Here is a 15966-nt window from a genome sequence, read left to right on the forward strand (position 1 = left end):
GGCCGCCCGCTCTAGGGTCGGGGCGTGACCGTGTGGCGGTGGTTCCGCGACCGCGCCTGGGTGGGCGTCGGGCCGACGCTGGTGCTCCCGCTCGTCTGGATCCCCGTGGCGCTCCTCGCCGCCCGCAACATCCCGGCGTTCGTGCCCGTGGTCCGCCCGCTGGACGCCCTCGGCGTCGCGCTGATCGTCCTCGGACCGCTGTTCCTGGTGGTCCGCCGCGCGTTGCCGCGGGAGGTGCTCGTCGGGTGCGCGGTGGTGCTGCTGGTCTACCTGGGGTTCGGGTACGCGTTCGGGCCGGTCGCGGTGCCGTCGCTGATCGCACTGGCACACGCCGTGCAGGAGGGGCACCGGCGGTTCGCCTACGCGGTCACGGGCGGGACGGTCGCGCTCGGACTGGTGCTGCAGGCGACCGTCCGCGGCGGGATCGTCTCGTGGGAGGCGACCCTCGCGCTGCTCGCCTGGCTCTCGGCCTACGTCGCGGGGTGCGAGCTGTGGCGCGCCCGGCACGAGCGCCGGGCGCAGGCCAGGGCGGCCCGCGAGGAGACCGAGCGCAGGCAGGCGGGCGAGGAGCGGCTGCGGATCGCGCGGGAGCTGCACGACCTGCTCGGCCACCACGTCTCGTTGATCAACGTCCAGGCGGGGGTGGCCCTGTACCTGCTGGACTCCGACCCCGAACAGGCGCGCCGGGCGTTGGCCGTGATCAAGGACTCGAGCGGGGACCTGCTGCGCGAGATGCGGTCGACCCTCGGCGTGCTGCGGGGGATCGACGAGGAGCCGCCGCGGGCACCCACCGCCGGGCTCGCGGCGCTGGACCGGCTGGTCGCGGACAACGAGGCCGCCGGGCTGTCCGTGACGGTCGCGGGCACGGCGGGCCCGCTGCCCGCCGGGGTCGACCTGGCCGCGTACCGGATCGTGCAGGAGTCGCTGACCAACGTCCGCAAGCACGCGGGCGCCGCCCACGCCGCGGTCCGCCTCGACCGGCGGCCCGACGCCCTGCGAATCGTGGTGGACGACGACGGCCGCGGCCCGGCGGGCCCGCGCGGGAGCGCAGGCGGCCGCCGGTCGGTCGGCGCGGAGGCGAGCCCCCGCGGTAGCGGCCCGAGCGGGAGCCCCGGCGGGCGCGGGTCGGTCGCCGACACCGTCGTCGCCGGGACCGGACTGGTCGGGATGCGCGAGCGGGCCGCCGCCCTGGGCGGCACCCTGGTCACCGGACCGGCGCCGGGCGGCGGGTTCCGCGTCGAGGCCGTCCTGCCCCTCACCCCCGCCCCGGAGGAGACATGATCACCGTCGTGCTGGCGGACGACCAGGCCCTGGTCCGCGCCGGATTCCGGGCGCTGCTGGGGTCGGCGTCCGACCTGGAGGTCGTCGGGGAGGCCGAGGACGGGGACGCCGCGGTGCGGGTCTGTCGGGACACCACCCCGGACGTCGTGCTGATGGACATCCGGATGCCCGGCCGGGACGGGCTGGCGGCGACCCGGGACATCACCGCCGACCCGCGGCTGGCGGGCACGAAGGTCGTGGTGCTCACGACCTTCGCCGAGGACGCCTACATCTTCGACGCCCTGCGCGCCGGGGCCAGTGGGTTCCTGGTCAAGGACACCGACCCCGCCGAGCTGCTGCACGCGGTCCGCGTGGTGCACGGCGGCGAGGCCCTGCTCTCCCCCGGCGTGACCCGGCGGCTGGTCGAGGAGTTCGCCCAGCGCTCGCGCCCCACCGCCCCGGACCACCGCCTCGACCCCCTCACCGAGCGGGAACGGGAGGTGGTGGCCCTGGTGGCGACGGGCCTGACCAACGACGAGATCGCCGCGAAGCTCGTCGTCAGCCCGGCCACGGCCAAGACCCACGTCAGCCGCTCGATGATCAAGCTCGGCGTCCGCGACCGCGCCCAGCTGGTCGTCCTGGGCTATGAGACCGGCCTGGTGAGGCCGGGCTGGCTCTAACCGCGCACGGCCCTCAGTCCGCGGCGACGATCGTGCCGGTGTCCCTGTCCCCCAGGACGTCCGTCAGCGCGCCGCGGGTGAGCCCGTCCACGATCCGGAACTCCCGGACGTGCTTCGCCGCGCCCACCAGCTCCAGGGCCAGCGCGTCGACCGGGAGGCCGGGAGTCGCGGCGGACACCCGGCCGCCGGGGCCCGCGGAGTCCTTCACGTACACCAGCCGCCGAGCACCGAGGGCGTCGGCGAGCAGGAGGGCGCCCGCGTCCGTGCGGTGCTGCGGGAGCCGGCCGACCGCGGGCGGGAACTCGCTGGCGCCGTAGGGCGGGTAGCCGTTCGACACCACCGCGGGGGCCGCGGCCAGGTGCCCCGCGAGCTGCCGCGCGACCGTGCCGTGCGGCACGTAGGACACGCCGTCCTCGGCGAGCAGGGCGGCGAGCAGGTGCCCGTTCTGCTCGGCCTCGGTGGCCGCGAGCTCGGACAGCGCGCCCGTCGGGAGGCCCAGGTCCAGGCCCACGCCCATCGCGTGCCGGGCCCGCACACCGGCCCCGGTCAGGATCAGCAGCCGGTGCTCGCCGAAGGCGGCCTTCAGCTCGTCCAGCAGCGGGAGGATGGCGTCCCGGCCGCGGTCGATGATCGCCGTCCCGCCGATCACCACCACGTCCAGCCAGGGCAGCAGCCTGCGCACCGGCTGGGTCGCGGCGGGCCGGACGAGCTCGCGGTCCAGCAGCGTCTGCCGCGCGAGGAGGGAGGGGACGTCCTTGCCGTGGTCCATCTCAGCCCTCCGCCGTGATGAGGGTGCCGACGTGCTCGCCCGCGAGCGCCCTGGTCAGCAGCCCGGGCTCGAGCCCGTTGACGATCTGGATCGACCGCACGAAACGGGCGTGTCGCATCAGGTCCAGCACCGGCCGTTCGACGACGAGGTCCGGCAGGTCCCGCGCGATCAGCTCGTCGACGGTGATCTCCGGGATGAGCTCCGCGGAGGGGTCCGTCTTCGGGTTCGCGGTGTAGAGCCCGTCCTCGTCCTTGACGTAGATCATCGACTTGCAGCCGTAGGTCTCGGCGACCAGGTAGCAGCCCGCGTCCGTGCGGTAGGGCGGGATCACGCCCTCGGCGGGCGGGCGCTGCCACATGTCGTAGGGCGGCATGCCCGCGAACACCGCGGCGCCGATCTCGGCCACCTTCAGCGGCAGCGACGCCATCGCGCCCCCGCCGACCACCGGGATGCCGTACTCGGCGAGCAGGTGCCCGAGCATCGTCGCGTTCTGGCCCGCGACCGCGGACCCGATGTCCGACAGCACACCGGTGGGCAGCCCGAGCTCCGCGGCCAGCGAGTACGCGTGCCGGGCCCGCGTGCCGCCGCCCGTGCCGATCAGCATCCGGTGGTCCGCGCGGGCCTCGACGATCTCGTCGACCAGCGGCCGCACGGCCGCCCGGCCGCGGTCCATCAGGCTCTGTCCACCGATCTTGAGCACGTGGACGTCCGGCAGGATCCGGTGCTCCGGCGCCTGCGCGGTCGCCGCGAGCAGCTCCGGGTCGTCCAGGCTCCGGCTGAGCAAGAGCTCGCCGAGTGCGGCCACCGTCACGAGAACCCCATCGTCATACGAACTCCCGGGTCACGGACCCGCCCGAGTGGCGCGCCGGCCGCGAACCTACCGACCATGAACACCGCGGCGGCAACCGCCTCCGACCCGATCGGGCCGCAATCCGTGATCGCGGACCTCGCGCCGACGCGTCCGCCGCGCCGTCGCCCGGACACTCCAGCCGATCAGAGGGCGAGGAAGTCCCTGAGCCCGGCGAGCAGCCGGTCCACATCGGAGTCGTCCGTGTAGGGCGCCAGGCCGATCCGCATCGAGCCGGTGTCCCCGAGGCCGAGGCGACGGCTCGCCTCCAACGCGTAGAACGAGCTCGCGGGTGCGTTCACCTTCCGCTCGGCCAGGTACCGGTAGGCGTCCGCGGGGCGGGCCCCGGTGAACTCGACGAGCAGCGTCGGGGTGCGGTGCGCGGCCCGGGACCGCACGACCACGCCCGGCAGCTCGGCCAGCCCCTCCTCGATCCGCGTCCGCAGCGGCTCCTCGTGGGCCTCGATCGCCGCCATGCTCTCCTCGAGTGCGGTGCGCCGGTCGTCCGGCGACCCGGCGATCCCCGCCAGGAAGTCGACGGCCGCGGTGGTGCCCGCGAGGAGCTCGTAGGGCAGGGTGCCGAGCTCGAAGCGCTCCGGGACGTCGTCGGAGGACGGGAGCAGCTTGGCGGGCCGCAGCTCCTCGAGCAGCTCCGGGCGCGCGGCGAGCACGCCGAGGTGCGGGCCGCAGAACTTGTAGGGCGAGCAGAGGAAGACGTCCGCGCCCAGCTCCGCGGTGTCGACCGCGGTGTGCGAGGTCAGGTGCACCCCGTCGACGACGGTGACCGCGCCGACCCGGTGCGCCGCGGCCGTGATCTGGGCGATCGGCGGCCGGGTGCCGACCAGGTTGGACGCGCCGGTGACGGCCACGACCCGCGTCCGGGCGGACAGGACGGTGGCGACGTCGTCCAGCTCGGTGGTCTCCGGGGAGAAGTCCAGCCACCGCACGGTCGCCCCGACGGCCTCGGCCGCGAGCACCCACGGCCGGATGTTGGCGTCGTGGTCCAGGCGGGTCACGACGATCTCGTCCCCCGGCCTCCAGCCCGCCGACAGGGTGCGGGCCAGGTCGAACAGCAGCGCGGTGGCGCTGCGCCCGAACACGATCCCGCCCGGGTCGGCGCCGAGCAGGTCCGCCATCGCGCCGCGGGCCCGCAGCACGATGCCGTCCGCGTGCCGCTCCGCCGCCGTGACCGTCCCCCGGTTCGCGATCGGGCAGGTCAGGGCGTCCGCGACCGCCTGAGCCACGACCGCGGGCGTCTGCGATCCGCCGGGCCCGTCGAAGTGGGCCGTCCCGGCCGTGAGGGCGGGGAACTGGGCACGGAGCGCGGCGACGTCATAGGAACTCACGCCCCCACCCTGACACGGTTCGCTACCGCAGGACGGATCCCTTCGTCTCGGGCAGCGTCAGGATGGTGAGGAAGGCCAGCAGCGCCCCCGCCGCGACGTACCAGAAGAAGGCGCCGCCCAGCCACTGGATCATCAGCGGCGCGGTGCCGCCGAAGACGGCGACGGTGAGGTTGTACCAGGCCCCGATGCCCAGCCCCCGCACCTCGGTCGGGAACAGCTCGCTCATGACGGCAGGCGCGATCGAGGTCATCATCGTGTAGAGCCCCAGGCCCACGCAGAACACCACGAGCAGACCCCAGAACCCGGGCCCGACCAGCGCGGACAGCGGCACGATCAGGATCGCGGTGGCCGCGGACCAGAACAGCAGCTGCGGCTTGCGGCCGATCCGGTCCGACAGCGCGCCCATCGGGTACTGGAGCAGCACGAACAGCAGGGTGCCGATGGCCAACGCCAGGAAGACGTCGAACGGGTCGGCGCCGCGGGTCCTGGTCGCGTACGGGGTGAGCGCGGAGAAGAAGGTGTAGTAGCAGAGCGTCGACAGCAGGGTGAAGCCGAACAGCCGGCCGACGGCCTTCGGGTGCTCCTTGAGCGTGAGCAGCAGCGGGTTCTTGATCTTCCGCGCCGAGGACTTGTTGGCCTCGAACTGTTCCGTCTCGGGGATGGTCCGGCGCAGCCACAGCCCCACCAGCCCCAGGAGCCCGCCGAGTACGAACGGGACCCGCCAGCCCCAGCTCGCGATCTGGTCGTCGGACAGGGTGCCCGCCAGCACCACGCCCAGGACGCTCGCGATCAGCACCGCGGTGCCGGTGGAGATGTAGAAGAAGGACGAGTACCGGCCGCGGTGCGCGGGCGGGGCGATCTCGCCGAGGTAGGCGCTGGCGTTCGAGACCTCGCCGCCCAGCGACATGCCCTGCGCGATCCGGGCGAGCAGCAACAGGACCGGTGCGAGCCAGCCGACCATCGAGAAGGTGGGCAGGACCGCGATCACCAGCGAGCCGCCCGCCATCAGCAGGATGGTGAGCATCATGGCCGTCCGGCGGCCCCTGACGTCGGCGAACCGGCCGAGGACGAACCCGCCGAGCGGGCGGAAGAAGAAGGCCAACGCGTACGTGGCCAACGTGCTGATCAGCGCCAACGCCTCGTTGCCCGGTGGGAAGATCTGGGTCGCGAAGTAGATCGAGAACGTGGCGTAGATCGTCCAGTCGTACCACTCGACGGCGTTGCCGATGCTCGCCGCGACGAGCATGCGCACCGGCAGCCGGTGCCCGGTGGTGGTCGGTACGTCGGTCCGTTCGGCCATGCGCGCACCCCGCTCTGGTGTCCGGTGTGGGCAGCAGGGTAAGTCGCTCAGCCGAGTGACGCAGGCTCTGCGGGCACGACGGCGAGTGGGGGACGCGGTGGTGACCGACTCGTGATCCACTCCTGGGGAGCTCAGCGGTCGCTGTCCGACCCGACCGCTCCCGACGAGTGGATCACGGCGTGGTCGCGGGTCGCGCCGGCCAGGTCGCCAGCCTCCCGCCCTCCGCGTCGCGGAGCTCGACGACCTCGACCCGGCGGAGGGCGTTCGTGAGCAGGACCGCCTCGGCGCGGACGAGGTCGTCGAGGGTGACGACGGCGGGGTGGGCCGCCGGGTGGTCGTCGAGGAACGCCGTGCGGGCGGTGCCGGGGAGGATGCGGCCGTCGAGCGGCGGGGTGCGCCAGACCCCGTCGACCAGCGCGAACACCGAGTGTCGGGTGGTCTCGAGGACCAGGCCGACCGGGTCGACCAGCAGCGGCGTCTCGCCCGGTCCGACGGCGGCCTCGTGCGCCTCGAGCTCGGCCCGGTCCGCCGACTTGTGCGGGTAGGTCGACTCCGAGCGGCGGATTCGCAGGACCGCCGGGGGTGGGGGCGGGCCGAGCGGGGCGGTGGTGGTCCGCGGTGGCCCACCGTCGACGTCGAGCCGGAGCCGGTGCGCCCCGACCAGCGGAGCCGCCGCCTTCAGCACCGCCGAGGCGAGGTCGGCGTGGAGCGGGATGCCGGTCAGCTCGAACCACGACCGCCGAACCCGGCCGACGTGGTCGGCGAGGCGGTGAGCACGCCCGTCGACGACGAGCAGGGTCTCGAACAGCCGGACTCCGGCGCCGCTTCGCCCGACTCCCGGGCGGTCCTGTCCGACTGGCGCGCCGGACTGTCCGACTCGCGGGCTCTGCTGTCCGACTCGCGGGCGTTGCGGCCCTGCTGGCGGGGTGTCCTCTCCTTCTCGCGGGGTGTCCTGCTCGGGGCGGGGGGTGAGGGTCTGGAGGATCGGGGCGGCCTTGGTGAGGCATTCCCGGTACTCCTCGGCCGGTGTCGAGTCGACCGTCACGCCCCCGCCCACCCACAGCTGCGTCGTCCCGTCCGGCGCCACCTCCAGGGTCCGGATCGCGACCGCCAGCTCCAGCCCGGCCAGTGGGCTCGCGTAGCCGACCGCACCGGTGAACAGGCCTCGCGGGGCCGCCTCCAGCTGCTCGATCAGGGCGACCGCGCGGATCTTCGGGGTGCCGGTGACCGAGCCGGGCGGGAAGGTGGCGCGGACGAGGTCGGCGTCGTCCCGCCCCGGCGCGAGGGTGGCGGTGACCTCCGAGACCAGGTGCCAGACCCCGGCGTGCGGCTCCACCTCCAGCAGCCGCGGGACCGTCACCGTGCCCGGCGCGGCGACCCGGGAGAGGTCGTTGCGCATCAGGTCGACGATCATGACGTTCTCCGCGGCGTCCTTGGCGGAGGCGGCGAGCCGGTCCCGCTCGGTCGCGTCCCCGGCGCGGCGCGGGCGGGTCCCCTTGATCGGGGCCGTGCGGACCGTGCGGCCGCTGCGGTGCAGGAACAGTTCGGGGCTCGCCCCGACCGCCGCCCCCTCCGGCCCGACGACGAGTGCGGCACGGGCGGGCGCGTGCGCCTCCACCAGCCGGGCCCAGGCCTCGACCGGCGAGCCGTGCAGGTGCAGGTCCACCCGCCCCGCGATGTTGGCCTGGTAGACCTCGCCGCGGCGGATCGCCCGCACGCACTCCTCGACCGCGACGCAGTGCGCGGCGAGGTCGGGCATCTCGTGGACCTGCAGCCACGCGGGCTCCGCCGCGGACGGCCGGTTGAGGTCCGCGACCAGCGCGGCGCGGCGGTCCGAGGCCCGGGCGGCGGTGAGGTCGGGGCCGATCAGGGCCTCGTAGTGCCAGGTGCCGTCGTAACGCAACAGGTCCGGGTGGAAGGCCATGACCCCGGGCCCGGTGAAGGGCAGCGTGCCGAACCAGCCCCCGCCGACCCGAGCGGCCGGGAGCCCCGCGGAGGGGCCCGACCCGGCCACCCCCGCCGGGTCCGAGCAGGCGCCGGGGTCCGAGTCCACCACCCGCGGCAGGTCGGCCAGGGCCGCGACCGGGTCCGCGGCGAGCCGGACCGGGTCGCAGGTCAGCAGCGCACCGGCCGACCACTCCCCCGCCCACGCCGTGAGCCGGGCGCGGTGGGCGAGCCTGCGGGCCGCCTCCGCAGGGGTCAGGTCGTCCGGGACCGCACCCGCCAGCGACCACGCGACCGCACGCACGGGGTCGTCGGACGCGGTCATCCGGGAAGCATGCCCCACCCGGCCAGGCGGCGGGTGTGCCCTCCTTCACCCTCCGAACCGGACATCCGCGTGCGCCGACCGGGTGAATCCCACCCTCGCGATCGAATCGCAATCACGGTCGGGTTCACCTCGTCACCCTCCGTCGGCATGATGACCATGGGGTTGGTGTGGCACGAGGGGGCTGCTGTGAAGGGATCGACGTGAAATCGGTGCGGTGGCGGACGGCACGCCGGGTGCTGAGCGGTGCGGTGGCCCTCGGCATGGCCGGGGCACTCGTCGTCGCCTGCACCGCCGCCCACGCCGGGCCCACCCGTCCCGATCCGGTGGCCGCACCCGCGGCGGCACCGGCCGCGGCCGCCGTCGTCACCCGCGCCACCCTGCAGCCGGAGGCGGGCGCCACGGACGTCCACCCCCTCGGCGCCGCCCGGGTCAGCGCCACCGGGGGCACCCTGGACGGTGTCACGCTCACCGACTCGGACGGCGCCGCGCTGCCGGGCACCTACTCCGCCGACCGTGCACAGTGGACCGCCACGGCCCCGCTGGGCTACGCCGAGACCTACACCTGGGCGGGCACGCTCACCGCCCCCGACGGCACCGTCACCCCGCTGACCGGCTCGTTCGGCACCGTCAAGCCGGCGCGGTACGTCAAGGGCACGCTCAACATCGAGGACGGCGCGACCGTCGGCGTGGCCGCCCCGATCATCGTCCGCTTCGACCGCGACCTGCCGGCCGCGGCCAAGGCGGAGATCGAGCGTGCGCTCAGCGTGCAGACCTCCACCCCCGTCGAGGGCGCCTGGGCCTGGCTGCCGGACGACTGGGGCGGCTCCCGGGTGCACTGGCGGCCCAAGGACTACTGGCCCGTCGGCACGCAGGTCAGCGTGTCCGTGCCGCTGCTCGGCCGGGACCTCGGCGTCGGCTACGGCCGGGCGGACCTGACCACCCACTTCACCGTCGGACGCAGCCAGATCGTGAAGGCGGACGAGGACAGCCACCGGATCGTCGTGATCCGGGACGGACAGCAGGTCATGGACCTGCCCGCGAGCTACGGCCTGGAGACCGACCCGCGCCGGGTCACCCGCAGCGGCACCCACATCGTGATGGCCAAGAACGAGAAGGTGCTGATGTCCAACCCGGACTACGGCTATGTGGACCAGCCGGAGTACTGGGCCGTGCGGATCTCCAACAACGGCGAGTTCATCCACGCCAACCCGGCCTCGGTGGGCGCGCAGGGCAGGCGGAACGTCTCGCACGGCTGCATCAACCTGTCCACCGCGAACGCCAGGGCCTACTTCGACACCGCGCTCTACGGCGATCCCGTGGAGGTCACCGGGAGCAGCGTGCCGCTGTCCGCCGCGGACGGGGACGTCTACGACTGGGCGGTGTCCTGGGCGGACTGGCGGGCGATGAGCGCGCTCTCCGCCTGAGCCGCCTCGGCCACGCGCTGGTGCAGCCTGCCGCGGATCTCGTCCGGGGTGTACGCACGGCGCTTGCGCTCGTTGCGGGCGACCACGGCGCCCCCGGCCGCGACCCCGGCCAGACCCGCCAGGCCGATCACCTTCCACACCGTCACACGCATGCGCCGTAACCTACCGGCGTGCTGACGCTCGACGCCGCCCTCGACCTCACCCGGACCGGCGACGTCTGGTTGTTCCGGGGCCGCAGCGGGGCCGACCGGGCGATCCGCACGGCGACGAACGCGCCGGTCAACCACGTCGGGATGGCGCTGGTGGTGGACGACCTGCCGCCGCTGATGTGGCACGCGGAGCTGGGCCGGGCGCTGCCGGACCTCTGGTCGGGGACGCACCAGCGCGGTGTGCAGCTGCACGACCTGCGGGCGGCCGTCGAGCAGTGGGTGCACCGCTACGACCAGCAGGCCTGGCTGCGCCAGCTGACCCCGGAGGTGCCGCGGGAGGCCGAGGACGCCGCGCTGCGCACGGTGGCCCGGCTGGACGGCACCCCGTTCCCGTCCACCCTGCGCCTCGCCGGTCGGTGGCTGCGAGGCCGTGCCCCGGCGTTGCAGGACACGGCCTGGCAGACCGTCGAGGGCGTCAAGCAGGTCTCGCGCACCGGGGACGCGCTGCTGGACCGGTTCGTCGACGCCACCAAGGACCGGGTGCACCGGCTGTGGCGCCGGGACGCCCCCGCGCGGGAGGTCCCGGAGCCCGCGCCGCACGAGGAGCCGCCCGCCCCCGGCCTGGACTCCGCGTACTGCGCCGAGGTCGTCGCCGTCACGCTGGAGGAGATGGGGATCCTGCCGGTGGACCGCGGCGCGAACTGGTACGACCCCGGCCGGTTCTGGAGCGGGGACGGCCTGGAGCTGCTCCCGCCCTACGCCCTGGGCCGCGAGATCGCGATCCAGGTCTGATCCAGGTCTGGGGTCTCCTCAGGACCGTCGCCGGTCCCCGACCATGTCGACGACGCCGGCGAGGAACCGCTCCACCGCGCCGAGCTCGTCCACTGTGAACCCGGTGAGCAGCGCGTCCATGTCGGCCCCGAGCGGGCCGAAGAACTCCCGCCCGATCCGCGCGGCCTCCTCGCCGTAGGTCAGCACCACGCGCCGCCGGTCCACGGTGTCCCGGACGCGCTGCACGTACCCGTGCCGCTCCATCCGGTCGACGAGTGCGGTCGTGGCCCCGGACGACAGCCCGAGGTGGGCGCCCAGCCGACCCGCGGTGAGTGGCTCGCCGCGGCCGTCCGCGTTGAGCACCGCGATGAGCGCGTGCAGGTCGGTGGTGTGCAGCCCGTTCGCCGCCGAGAACTCCCCCGCCAGCCGGGCGGACTCGGTCGCGTAGGCCTGCAGCAGCCGGATCAGCTCGTCCCGGAGGGGACCGGTGGGCGACTCCGACATGATCACCAGGTTACCTGCCGGTCCAGCGCGGCTCGCGCTTCTCGAGGAACGCCGCGATCCCCTCGGCCCGGTCGGCCGAGGGATCGGTGACCGCCGCGGCCTCGGCCGTCGCCGCCCAGCCCAGCTCGTCCCCCGCCCCCGCCACCCGCTCGACGGCGGCGAGCGTGGCCCCCACCGCCACCGGCGAGTTGGCGCAGATCGCCGCTGCGAGGGCGAGCGCGGCGGCCTCCGCCCCGCCGTCCGGCACGAGCTCGGACACCAGCCCCAGCTCGTGGGCCCGGGCCGCCGCCAGCGGACGCCCGGTGAGCAGCATCTGCTTCGCGACGTTCAGCGGCAGCGGCCGCGGCGCCCGGAACAGTGCCCCACAGTTCGCCACCACGCCGCGCGCCACCTCCGGCAGCCCGAAGCGGGCGGACTCCCCCGCGACGACGAGGTCGCAGGCCAGCACGATCTCGAACCCGCCGCCGTAGGCGACACCCTCCACCGCCGCGATCAACGGGGTGGTGCGCCGCCGTCGCACCACGCCGTAGTTCCCGCCGCGCGGGGTCGGCGCACCCGGGCCCTCGGCCAGGTCGGTGCCCGCGCAGAACACCTCGGGGCCGCCGGTCAGCACCCCGCACCACAGGTCCGGATCGTCCTCGAGCTCGTTCAGCGCGCCGTCGAGGGCGGCGGTCATGGTCGCGTCGACGGCGTTGCGCTTGGCAGTGCGGTCCATCCGGACGAGCAGCACCCGGTCCCGACGCTCGACGATCACCCGGGGCGCGGTGGTGGTGGTCATGGGCCTCAACCTACGTCCGCGGGTTCGCGCACCGCCGTCGGTGGTGCGCTCGTAGCCTGAGCAGGTGCTCCCCCTCCGTTCCACCCCCGCCCGTGTCGGTCCGGCCCGGGTCGGAGCCGCGCTCGCAGGCGTGGCCCTCGCCGGGGCCGCCCTGGCGGGCGCCGGGCTCGCCGGTGCCGTCACCGCCGCCGCCTGGGGCCTCCCCCGCGCGCTCGGTGCGCGCCGGGACACCCTGCGCGCGGTCGCCGCCGGGTCCTCGAACGCCCGCGACGGCGTCTACGTCAACACCGAGCCGCCGACCCCGCTCCCGCCCGGGGTCGGCCGGGCGGCGCTGCGCGACCTGCGCAAGCGCTCCGCCGGGGTGCCGCGCGGGCCCGTCCCACTGGCCCGGCCCGCGTTCGGCCCCGCCGGGGAGCTGGCGGTCACCTGGTTCGGGCACTCCAGCGTCCTGCTGGAGATCGACGGGCACCGGGTGCTCGCCGATCCCGTCTGGGGCGAGCGGGTCTCCCCCTCGCGGCTGCTCGGGCCGAAGAGGCTCCACCCGGTGCCGGTACCCCTCACCGACCTCCCGCCGCTCGACGCCGTCGTGATCTCCCACGACCACTACGACCACCTCGACCTGCCCACCGTCCGGGCGCTGCTCGCCGACCCGCGGCACGGGACGGCTCCGTTCGTGGTGCCGCTCGGCATCGGGGCGCACCTGCGGGCCTGGGGCGTCCCCGAGGGCCGGATCGTGGAGCTGGACTGGTCCGGCGAGGCGACCGTGGGCGAGCTGACCCTGGTCTGCGCGGAGGCCCGGCACTTCTCCGGCCGGTCCCTGGCCCGCGACACCACGCTGTGGTCGTCCTGGGTCGTACGCGGCCCGCGCCGCCGCGCCTACTTCGGCGGCGACACCGGTTACACCAGCGTCTTCGTCCGGACGGGCGAGCGGTTCGGACCGTTCGACCTCACCGTCCTGCCGATCGGCGCCTACGCGGATCTGTGGCCGGACATCCACATGAATCCCGAGGAAAGCGTGCGCGCACACGGGGACCTGCGCGGATCCGCGCTGCTCCCGGTGCACTGGGCCACGTTCAATCTCGGCTTCCATCCCTGGTCGGAGCCGGTGACCCGGTTGCGGGCCGCCGCGGATTCGGCGGGAATCCCGCTGGTCCTGCCGGTTCCGGGGCGGCGAATCGACCTGACGACGGACTCGTCGACACCCGACTGGTGGTCCGCGGTGGACGCCGGCGACCATTCGTGACGCCCTGCGCACCGCCGAGCGTTAACTTCCACCGAGATACGCCGAAGGGGTGACCGGCGAGGAGAATGGGACCCCGCATCGACATTCTCCGAGCCCTTCGTTTATTGTGGCGCCAACGCATTCTCCGGTTCCTCTCGCACCGTTCCGCGGCACTCCGCACACGTGACCCGTCTCCGTGTGGCCCGCGCGTCGGCCGAGCCCCGGCGAAGGGCGCACATCCGGGCATGAGAGGCGGGAAACACATGGCGAAGCAGACGACGGTCACCCTGATCGACGACCTGGACGGCGGCGAGGCCGACGAGCAGGTCGAGTTCTCCGTCGATGGGAAGTCTTACGAGATCGACCTGTCGGCGAAGAATTCCGAGAAGCTGCGCGAGGTGCTCGCGCCCTACATCGCGGCCGCCCGGCGGACCGGCGGACGGCGCGCCGCTTCGGCGGCCGCGCCCGCTGCCCGGCCCGTTTCCGACCGGCAGCAGAACCAGGCCATTCGGGAATGGGCCACCGCGCAGGGGATGAAGATCTCGGAGCGTGGGCGGATCCCGTCCAATGTTCTCGAGGCCTACCACGCGGCGCACTGATCGCCGCGTTGCAGAACCTCCACGATTAGTGATCTGTCCGTCATATTCCGCCGCCCCACCGCGGGCCTTTCGGTGACCTTCCTCCCACCCGACGAGGTGAGATCACGCACCGTCCGGCCCGGTAGACTCCCGCGATCCGTTCCCGACCCCGAACCGGTGAACGGCAGACGCGAGAGGCACGACACGTGGGAGAGCACGTCACCGAGGGCTACGGCACCTGCCCCGAGTGCGGCCTGTTGAAGCACGTGACCGCCGAGGCCGTCCTGCGGCTGCACAACCGCTTCGAGGCCCGGCGGACCGTGGTCGCCGCGCAGCGCTGCGCCGGGTCCGGTCACCCCTCCGTCGAGAGCGCCAGGGCCGCCACGGCCTAGCGGTCCCGGTCACCGCTCGCCCCGGTGGGCGGCAGGCTCTGCCAGGATCGCGGACGTCACGTCGATCGAGGAAGAGGACGGCCATGTACCCGGGGACCCACGCAGCGACCACGCCCGACAAGCCCGCGGTCGTGATGGCGGGCAGCGGGGAGACCCTGACCTTCCGCGAGCTGGACGAGGGCTCCGCACGGCTGGCCCGCTACCTGCACGAGCAGGGTCTGCGCCGCGGGGACGTGGTGGCGCTCGTCGCCGAGAACACCCCGCGGGTCTTCGAGGTCTACTGGGCGGCACGCCGCTCCGGGCTCTACATCACGCTGGTCAACCACCACCTGTCCGCGCCCGAGGCCGCGTACATCGTCACCGACTGCGGGGCGAAGGCGCTGGTGGTGTCCGCGGGTGTGGCCGGGCTGGCGGCGGCCATCGGCGACCAGGTGAAGGTCGACATCCGGCTGGCCTTCGGCGGCGAGATCCCCGGGTCGGCCGCCTATCCGGACTACGACGCCGAGCTGGCGGACGTGTCCGCCGAGCCGCTGCCGGAGCAGCCCCGCGGCGCGGACATGCTCTACTCCTCGGGGACCACCGGCCGCCCCAAGGGGATCAAGCCGGTCCTGCCGGACTCGAACGTCGACGAGCCCGGCGACACCTACATCGACATCTTCGGCCCGATGTACGGCTTCGACACCGAGACCGTCTACCTCTCCCCCGCGCCGCTCTACCACGCCGCCCCGCTGCGCTTCTCCGCCACGGTGCAGGCCATCGGCGGCACCGCCGTCGTCATGGAGCGGTTCGACCCGGAGGCGGCGCCGGCCGCGATCGAGCGGTACCGGGTCACGCACAGCCAGTGGGTGCCCACGATGTTCGTGCGGATGCTCAAGCTGCCCGCGGAGGTCCGCGGGCGCTACGACCACTCGTCGCTGAAGGTGGCGATCCACGCCGCGGCACCGTGCCCGCCCGAGGTCAAGCAGGCGATGATCGACTGGTGGGGCCCGGTGCTCTACGAGTACTACGCCGCCACCGAGGCCAACGGGATCACGTTCGTCAACTCCGCGGAGTGGCTGGAGCGGCCGGGCACCGTGGGCCGCGCGGGGCTGGGCGTCGTCCGGATCGCGGACGACGCCGGGAAGGTCCTCGGCCCCTACGAGGTCGGCACGATCTACTTCGAGCGGGACGAGCGGCCCTTCGAGTACCACAACGACCCCGAGAAGACCGCGTCCGCGCAGCACCCGGACCACGAGAACTGGACCACCACCGGGGACCTCGGCTACCTGGACGACGAGGGCTACCTGTTCCTCACCGACCGCAAGGCCTTCATGATCATCTCGGGCGGGGTGAACATCTACCCGCGCGAGATCGAGGACGTGCTGGTCACCCACCCCGCGGTGCTGGACGTGGCCGTCATCGGCGTCCCGGACGAGGAGATGGGCGAGGCGGTCAAGGCCGTCGTGCAGCCCGCGGAGGGCGCGTCCGCGGGCCCGGAGCTCGAGCGGGAGCTCATCGAGTACGTCCGCGAGCGGATCGCGCACTACAAGGCGCCGCGCACGGTGGACTTCACCGACTTCCTGCCCCGCACCCCCACCGGCAAGCTCGTCAAGCAGCAGCTCCGGGACCGGTACCCGCACTAGAGCGTGTCTCCCAAACATCGGCGGCGTGTAGCTCCATGATCGGTGCATGGTCAGA

Annotated in this window: 16 protein-coding genes; 8 read left to right on the forward strand and 8 right to left on the reverse strand. The window is 74.1% G+C overall.

Annotation, left to right across the window (positions count from 1 at the left end; all coding sequences use genetic code 11):
• Positions 1 to 24: 24 nt before the first annotated feature.
• Together ABD993_RS06150 and ABD993_RS06155 are read left to right on the forward strand one after the other, a co-directional pair.
• Positions 25 to 1281 carry a sensor histidine kinase gene (locus ABD993_RS06150; protein WP_345413588.1) on the forward strand — a complete coding sequence of 419 codons (1257 nt, stop codon included), beginning with the start codon at positions 25 to 27 and terminating at the stop codon, positions 1279 to 1281.
• Positions 1278 to 1940, forward strand: a complete 663-nt coding sequence (locus ABD993_RS06155) for a response regulator transcription factor (protein WP_345413590.1) — start codon at positions 1278 to 1280, stop codon at positions 1938 to 1940. The genes ABD993_RS06150 and ABD993_RS06155 overlap by 4 nt, the downstream gene beginning before the upstream one ends.
• 13 nt (positions 1941 to 1953) lie before the next feature.
• Here ABD993_RS06155 and ABD993_RS06160 read toward each other — a convergent pair whose 3' ends face one another.
• The 5 genes from ABD993_RS06160 to ABD993_RS06180 all read right to left on the reverse strand — a co-directional run bounded on the left by ABD993_RS06160 (position 1954) and on the right by ABD993_RS06180 (position 8471).
• On the reverse strand, positions 1954 to 2709 hold the full coding sequence (locus ABD993_RS06160; protein WP_345413592.1) for an amino acid kinase family protein: 756 nt from the start codon (positions 2707 to 2709) through the stop codon (positions 1954 to 1956).
• Position 2710: 1 nt separating this feature from the next.
• Positions 2711 to 3520: an amino acid kinase family protein gene (locus tag ABD993_RS06165; protein ID WP_345413594.1), complete on the reverse strand. Its 810-nt coding sequence runs from the start codon at positions 3518 to 3520 to the stop codon at positions 2711 to 2713.
• A 182-nt stretch (positions 3521 to 3702) separates the two neighbouring features.
• Positions 3703 to 4902 (reverse strand): cysteine desulfurase-like protein, encoded by a 1200-nt coding sequence (locus tag ABD993_RS06170; protein WP_345413596.1) that lies wholly within the window; start codon positions 4900 to 4902, stop codon positions 3703 to 3705.
• Positions 4903 to 4924: 22 nt separating this feature from the next.
• Positions 4925 to 6202 carry an MFS transporter gene (locus ABD993_RS06175; protein WP_345413598.1) on the reverse strand — a complete coding sequence of 426 codons (1278 nt, stop codon included), beginning with the start codon at positions 6200 to 6202 and terminating at the stop codon, positions 4925 to 4927.
• Between the two features lie 172 nt (positions 6203 to 6374).
• Positions 6375 to 8471, reverse strand: coding sequence for a chorismate-binding protein (locus ABD993_RS06180; RefSeq protein ID WP_345413600.1), 2097 nt, complete (start codon positions 8469 to 8471; stop codon positions 6375 to 6377).
• 200 nt (positions 8472 to 8671) lie between these two features.
• On the opposite strand from ABD993_RS06180, the gene ABD993_RS06185 reads away from it, so the two are divergent.
• Positions 8672 to 9895, forward strand: coding sequence for a L,D-transpeptidase (locus ABD993_RS06185; protein ID WP_345413602.1), 1224 nt, complete (start codon positions 8672 to 8674; stop codon positions 9893 to 9895).
• Here the strand turns inward: ABD993_RS06185 and ABD993_RS06190 are convergent.
• The gene (locus ABD993_RS06190) at positions 9838 to 10047 is read right to left on the reverse strand and encodes a hypothetical protein (RefSeq protein WP_345413604.1); all 210 of its coding nucleotides are present in this window, start codon (positions 10045 to 10047) and stop codon (positions 9838 to 9840) included. The genes ABD993_RS06185 and ABD993_RS06190 overlap by 58 nt on opposite strands.
• Before the next feature lie 18 nt (positions 10048 to 10065).
• On the opposite strand from ABD993_RS06190, the gene ABD993_RS06195 reads away from it, so the two are divergent.
• Positions 10066 to 10836 (forward strand): hypothetical protein, encoded by a 771-nt coding sequence (locus ABD993_RS06195; protein WP_345413605.1) that lies wholly within the window; start codon positions 10066 to 10068, stop codon positions 10834 to 10836.
• A gap of 18 nt (positions 10837 to 10854) precedes the next feature.
• Here ABD993_RS06195 and ABD993_RS06200 read toward each other — a convergent pair whose 3' ends face one another.
• Both ABD993_RS06200 and ABD993_RS06205 read right to left on the reverse strand, forming a co-directional pair.
• The gene (locus ABD993_RS06200) at positions 10855 to 11319 is read right to left on the reverse strand and encodes a MarR family winged helix-turn-helix transcriptional regulator (RefSeq protein WP_345413607.1); all 465 of its coding nucleotides are present in this window, start codon (positions 11317 to 11319) and stop codon (positions 10855 to 10857) included.
• 10 nt (positions 11320 to 11329) lie between these two features.
• The gene (locus ABD993_RS06205) at positions 11330 to 12097 is read right to left on the reverse strand and encodes an enoyl-CoA hydratase-related protein (protein ID WP_345413609.1); all 768 of its coding nucleotides are present in this window, start codon (positions 12095 to 12097) and stop codon (positions 11330 to 11332) included.
• 64 nt (positions 12098 to 12161) lie between these two features.
• Between ABD993_RS06205 and ABD993_RS06210 the strand changes: the two genes are divergently transcribed.
• The 4 genes from ABD993_RS06210 to ABD993_RS06225 all read left to right on the forward strand — a co-directional run bounded on the left by ABD993_RS06210 (position 12162) and on the right by ABD993_RS06225 (position 15911).
• A complete protein-coding gene (locus ABD993_RS06210) occupies positions 12162 to 13340 on the forward strand; it encodes an MBL fold metallo-hydrolase (protein WP_345413611.1) in 1179 nt (392 codons plus the stop codon).
• Between the two features lie 242 nt (positions 13341 to 13582).
• Positions 13583 to 13918, forward strand: coding sequence for a histone-like nucleoid-structuring protein Lsr2 (locus ABD993_RS06215; protein WP_345413613.1), 336 nt, complete (start codon positions 13583 to 13585; stop codon positions 13916 to 13918).
• 185 nt (positions 13919 to 14103) lie between these two features.
• Positions 14104 to 14289 (forward strand): hypothetical protein, encoded by a 186-nt coding sequence (locus ABD993_RS06220; protein ID WP_345413615.1) that lies wholly within the window; start codon positions 14104 to 14106, stop codon positions 14287 to 14289.
• Positions 14290 to 14372: 83 nt separating this feature from the next.
• Positions 14373 to 15911 carry an acyl-CoA synthetase gene (locus ABD993_RS06225; protein WP_345413617.1) on the forward strand — a complete coding sequence of 513 codons (1539 nt, stop codon included), beginning with the start codon at positions 14373 to 14375 and terminating at the stop codon, positions 15909 to 15911.
• The last annotated feature ends 55 nt before the right edge of the window (positions 15912 to 15966 follow it).

The sequence above is a fragment of the Pseudonocardia xishanensis genome, assembly GCF_039541715.1.
Taxonomy (GTDB): domain Bacteria; phylum Actinomycetota; class Actinomycetes; order Mycobacteriales; family Pseudonocardiaceae; genus Pseudonocardia; species Pseudonocardia xishanensis.

Excerpts from the sequence above, each read along its gene's own strand:
- ABD993_RS06155 (WP_345413590.1), top strand. The coding sequence starts at position 1,278 with ATGATCACCGTCGTGCTGGCGGACGACCAGGCCCTGGTCCGCGCCGGA.
- ABD993_RS06160 (WP_345413592.1), bottom strand. The coding sequence starts at position 2,709 with ATGGACCACGGCAAGGACGTCCCCTCCCTCCTCGCGCGGCAGACGCTG.
- ABD993_RS06175 (WP_345413598.1), bottom strand. The coding sequence starts at position 6,202 with ATGGCCGAACGGACCGACGTACCGACCACCACCGGGCACCGGCTGCCG.
- ABD993_RS06180 (WP_345413600.1), bottom strand. The coding sequence starts at position 8,471 with ATGACCGCGTCCGACGACCCCGTGCGTGCGGTCGCGTGGTCGCTGGCG.
- ABD993_RS06190 (WP_345413604.1), bottom strand. The coding sequence starts at position 10,047 with ATGCGTGTGACGGTGTGGAAGGTGATCGGCCTGGCGGGTCTGGCCGGG.
- ABD993_RS06200 (WP_345413607.1), bottom strand. The coding sequence starts at position 11,319 with ATGTCGGAGTCGCCCACCGGTCCCCTCCGGGACGAGCTGATCCGGCTG.
- ABD993_RS06205 (WP_345413609.1), bottom strand. The coding sequence starts at position 12,097 with ATGACCACCACCACCGCGCCCCGGGTGATCGTCGAGCGTCGGGACCGG.
- ABD993_RS06215 (WP_345413613.1), top strand. The coding sequence starts at position 13,583 with ATGGCGAAGCAGACGACGGTCACCCTGATCGACGACCTGGACGGCGGC.
- ABD993_RS06225 (WP_345413617.1), top strand. The coding sequence starts at position 14,373 with ATGTACCCGGGGACCCACGCAGCGACCACGCCCGACAAGCCCGCGGTC.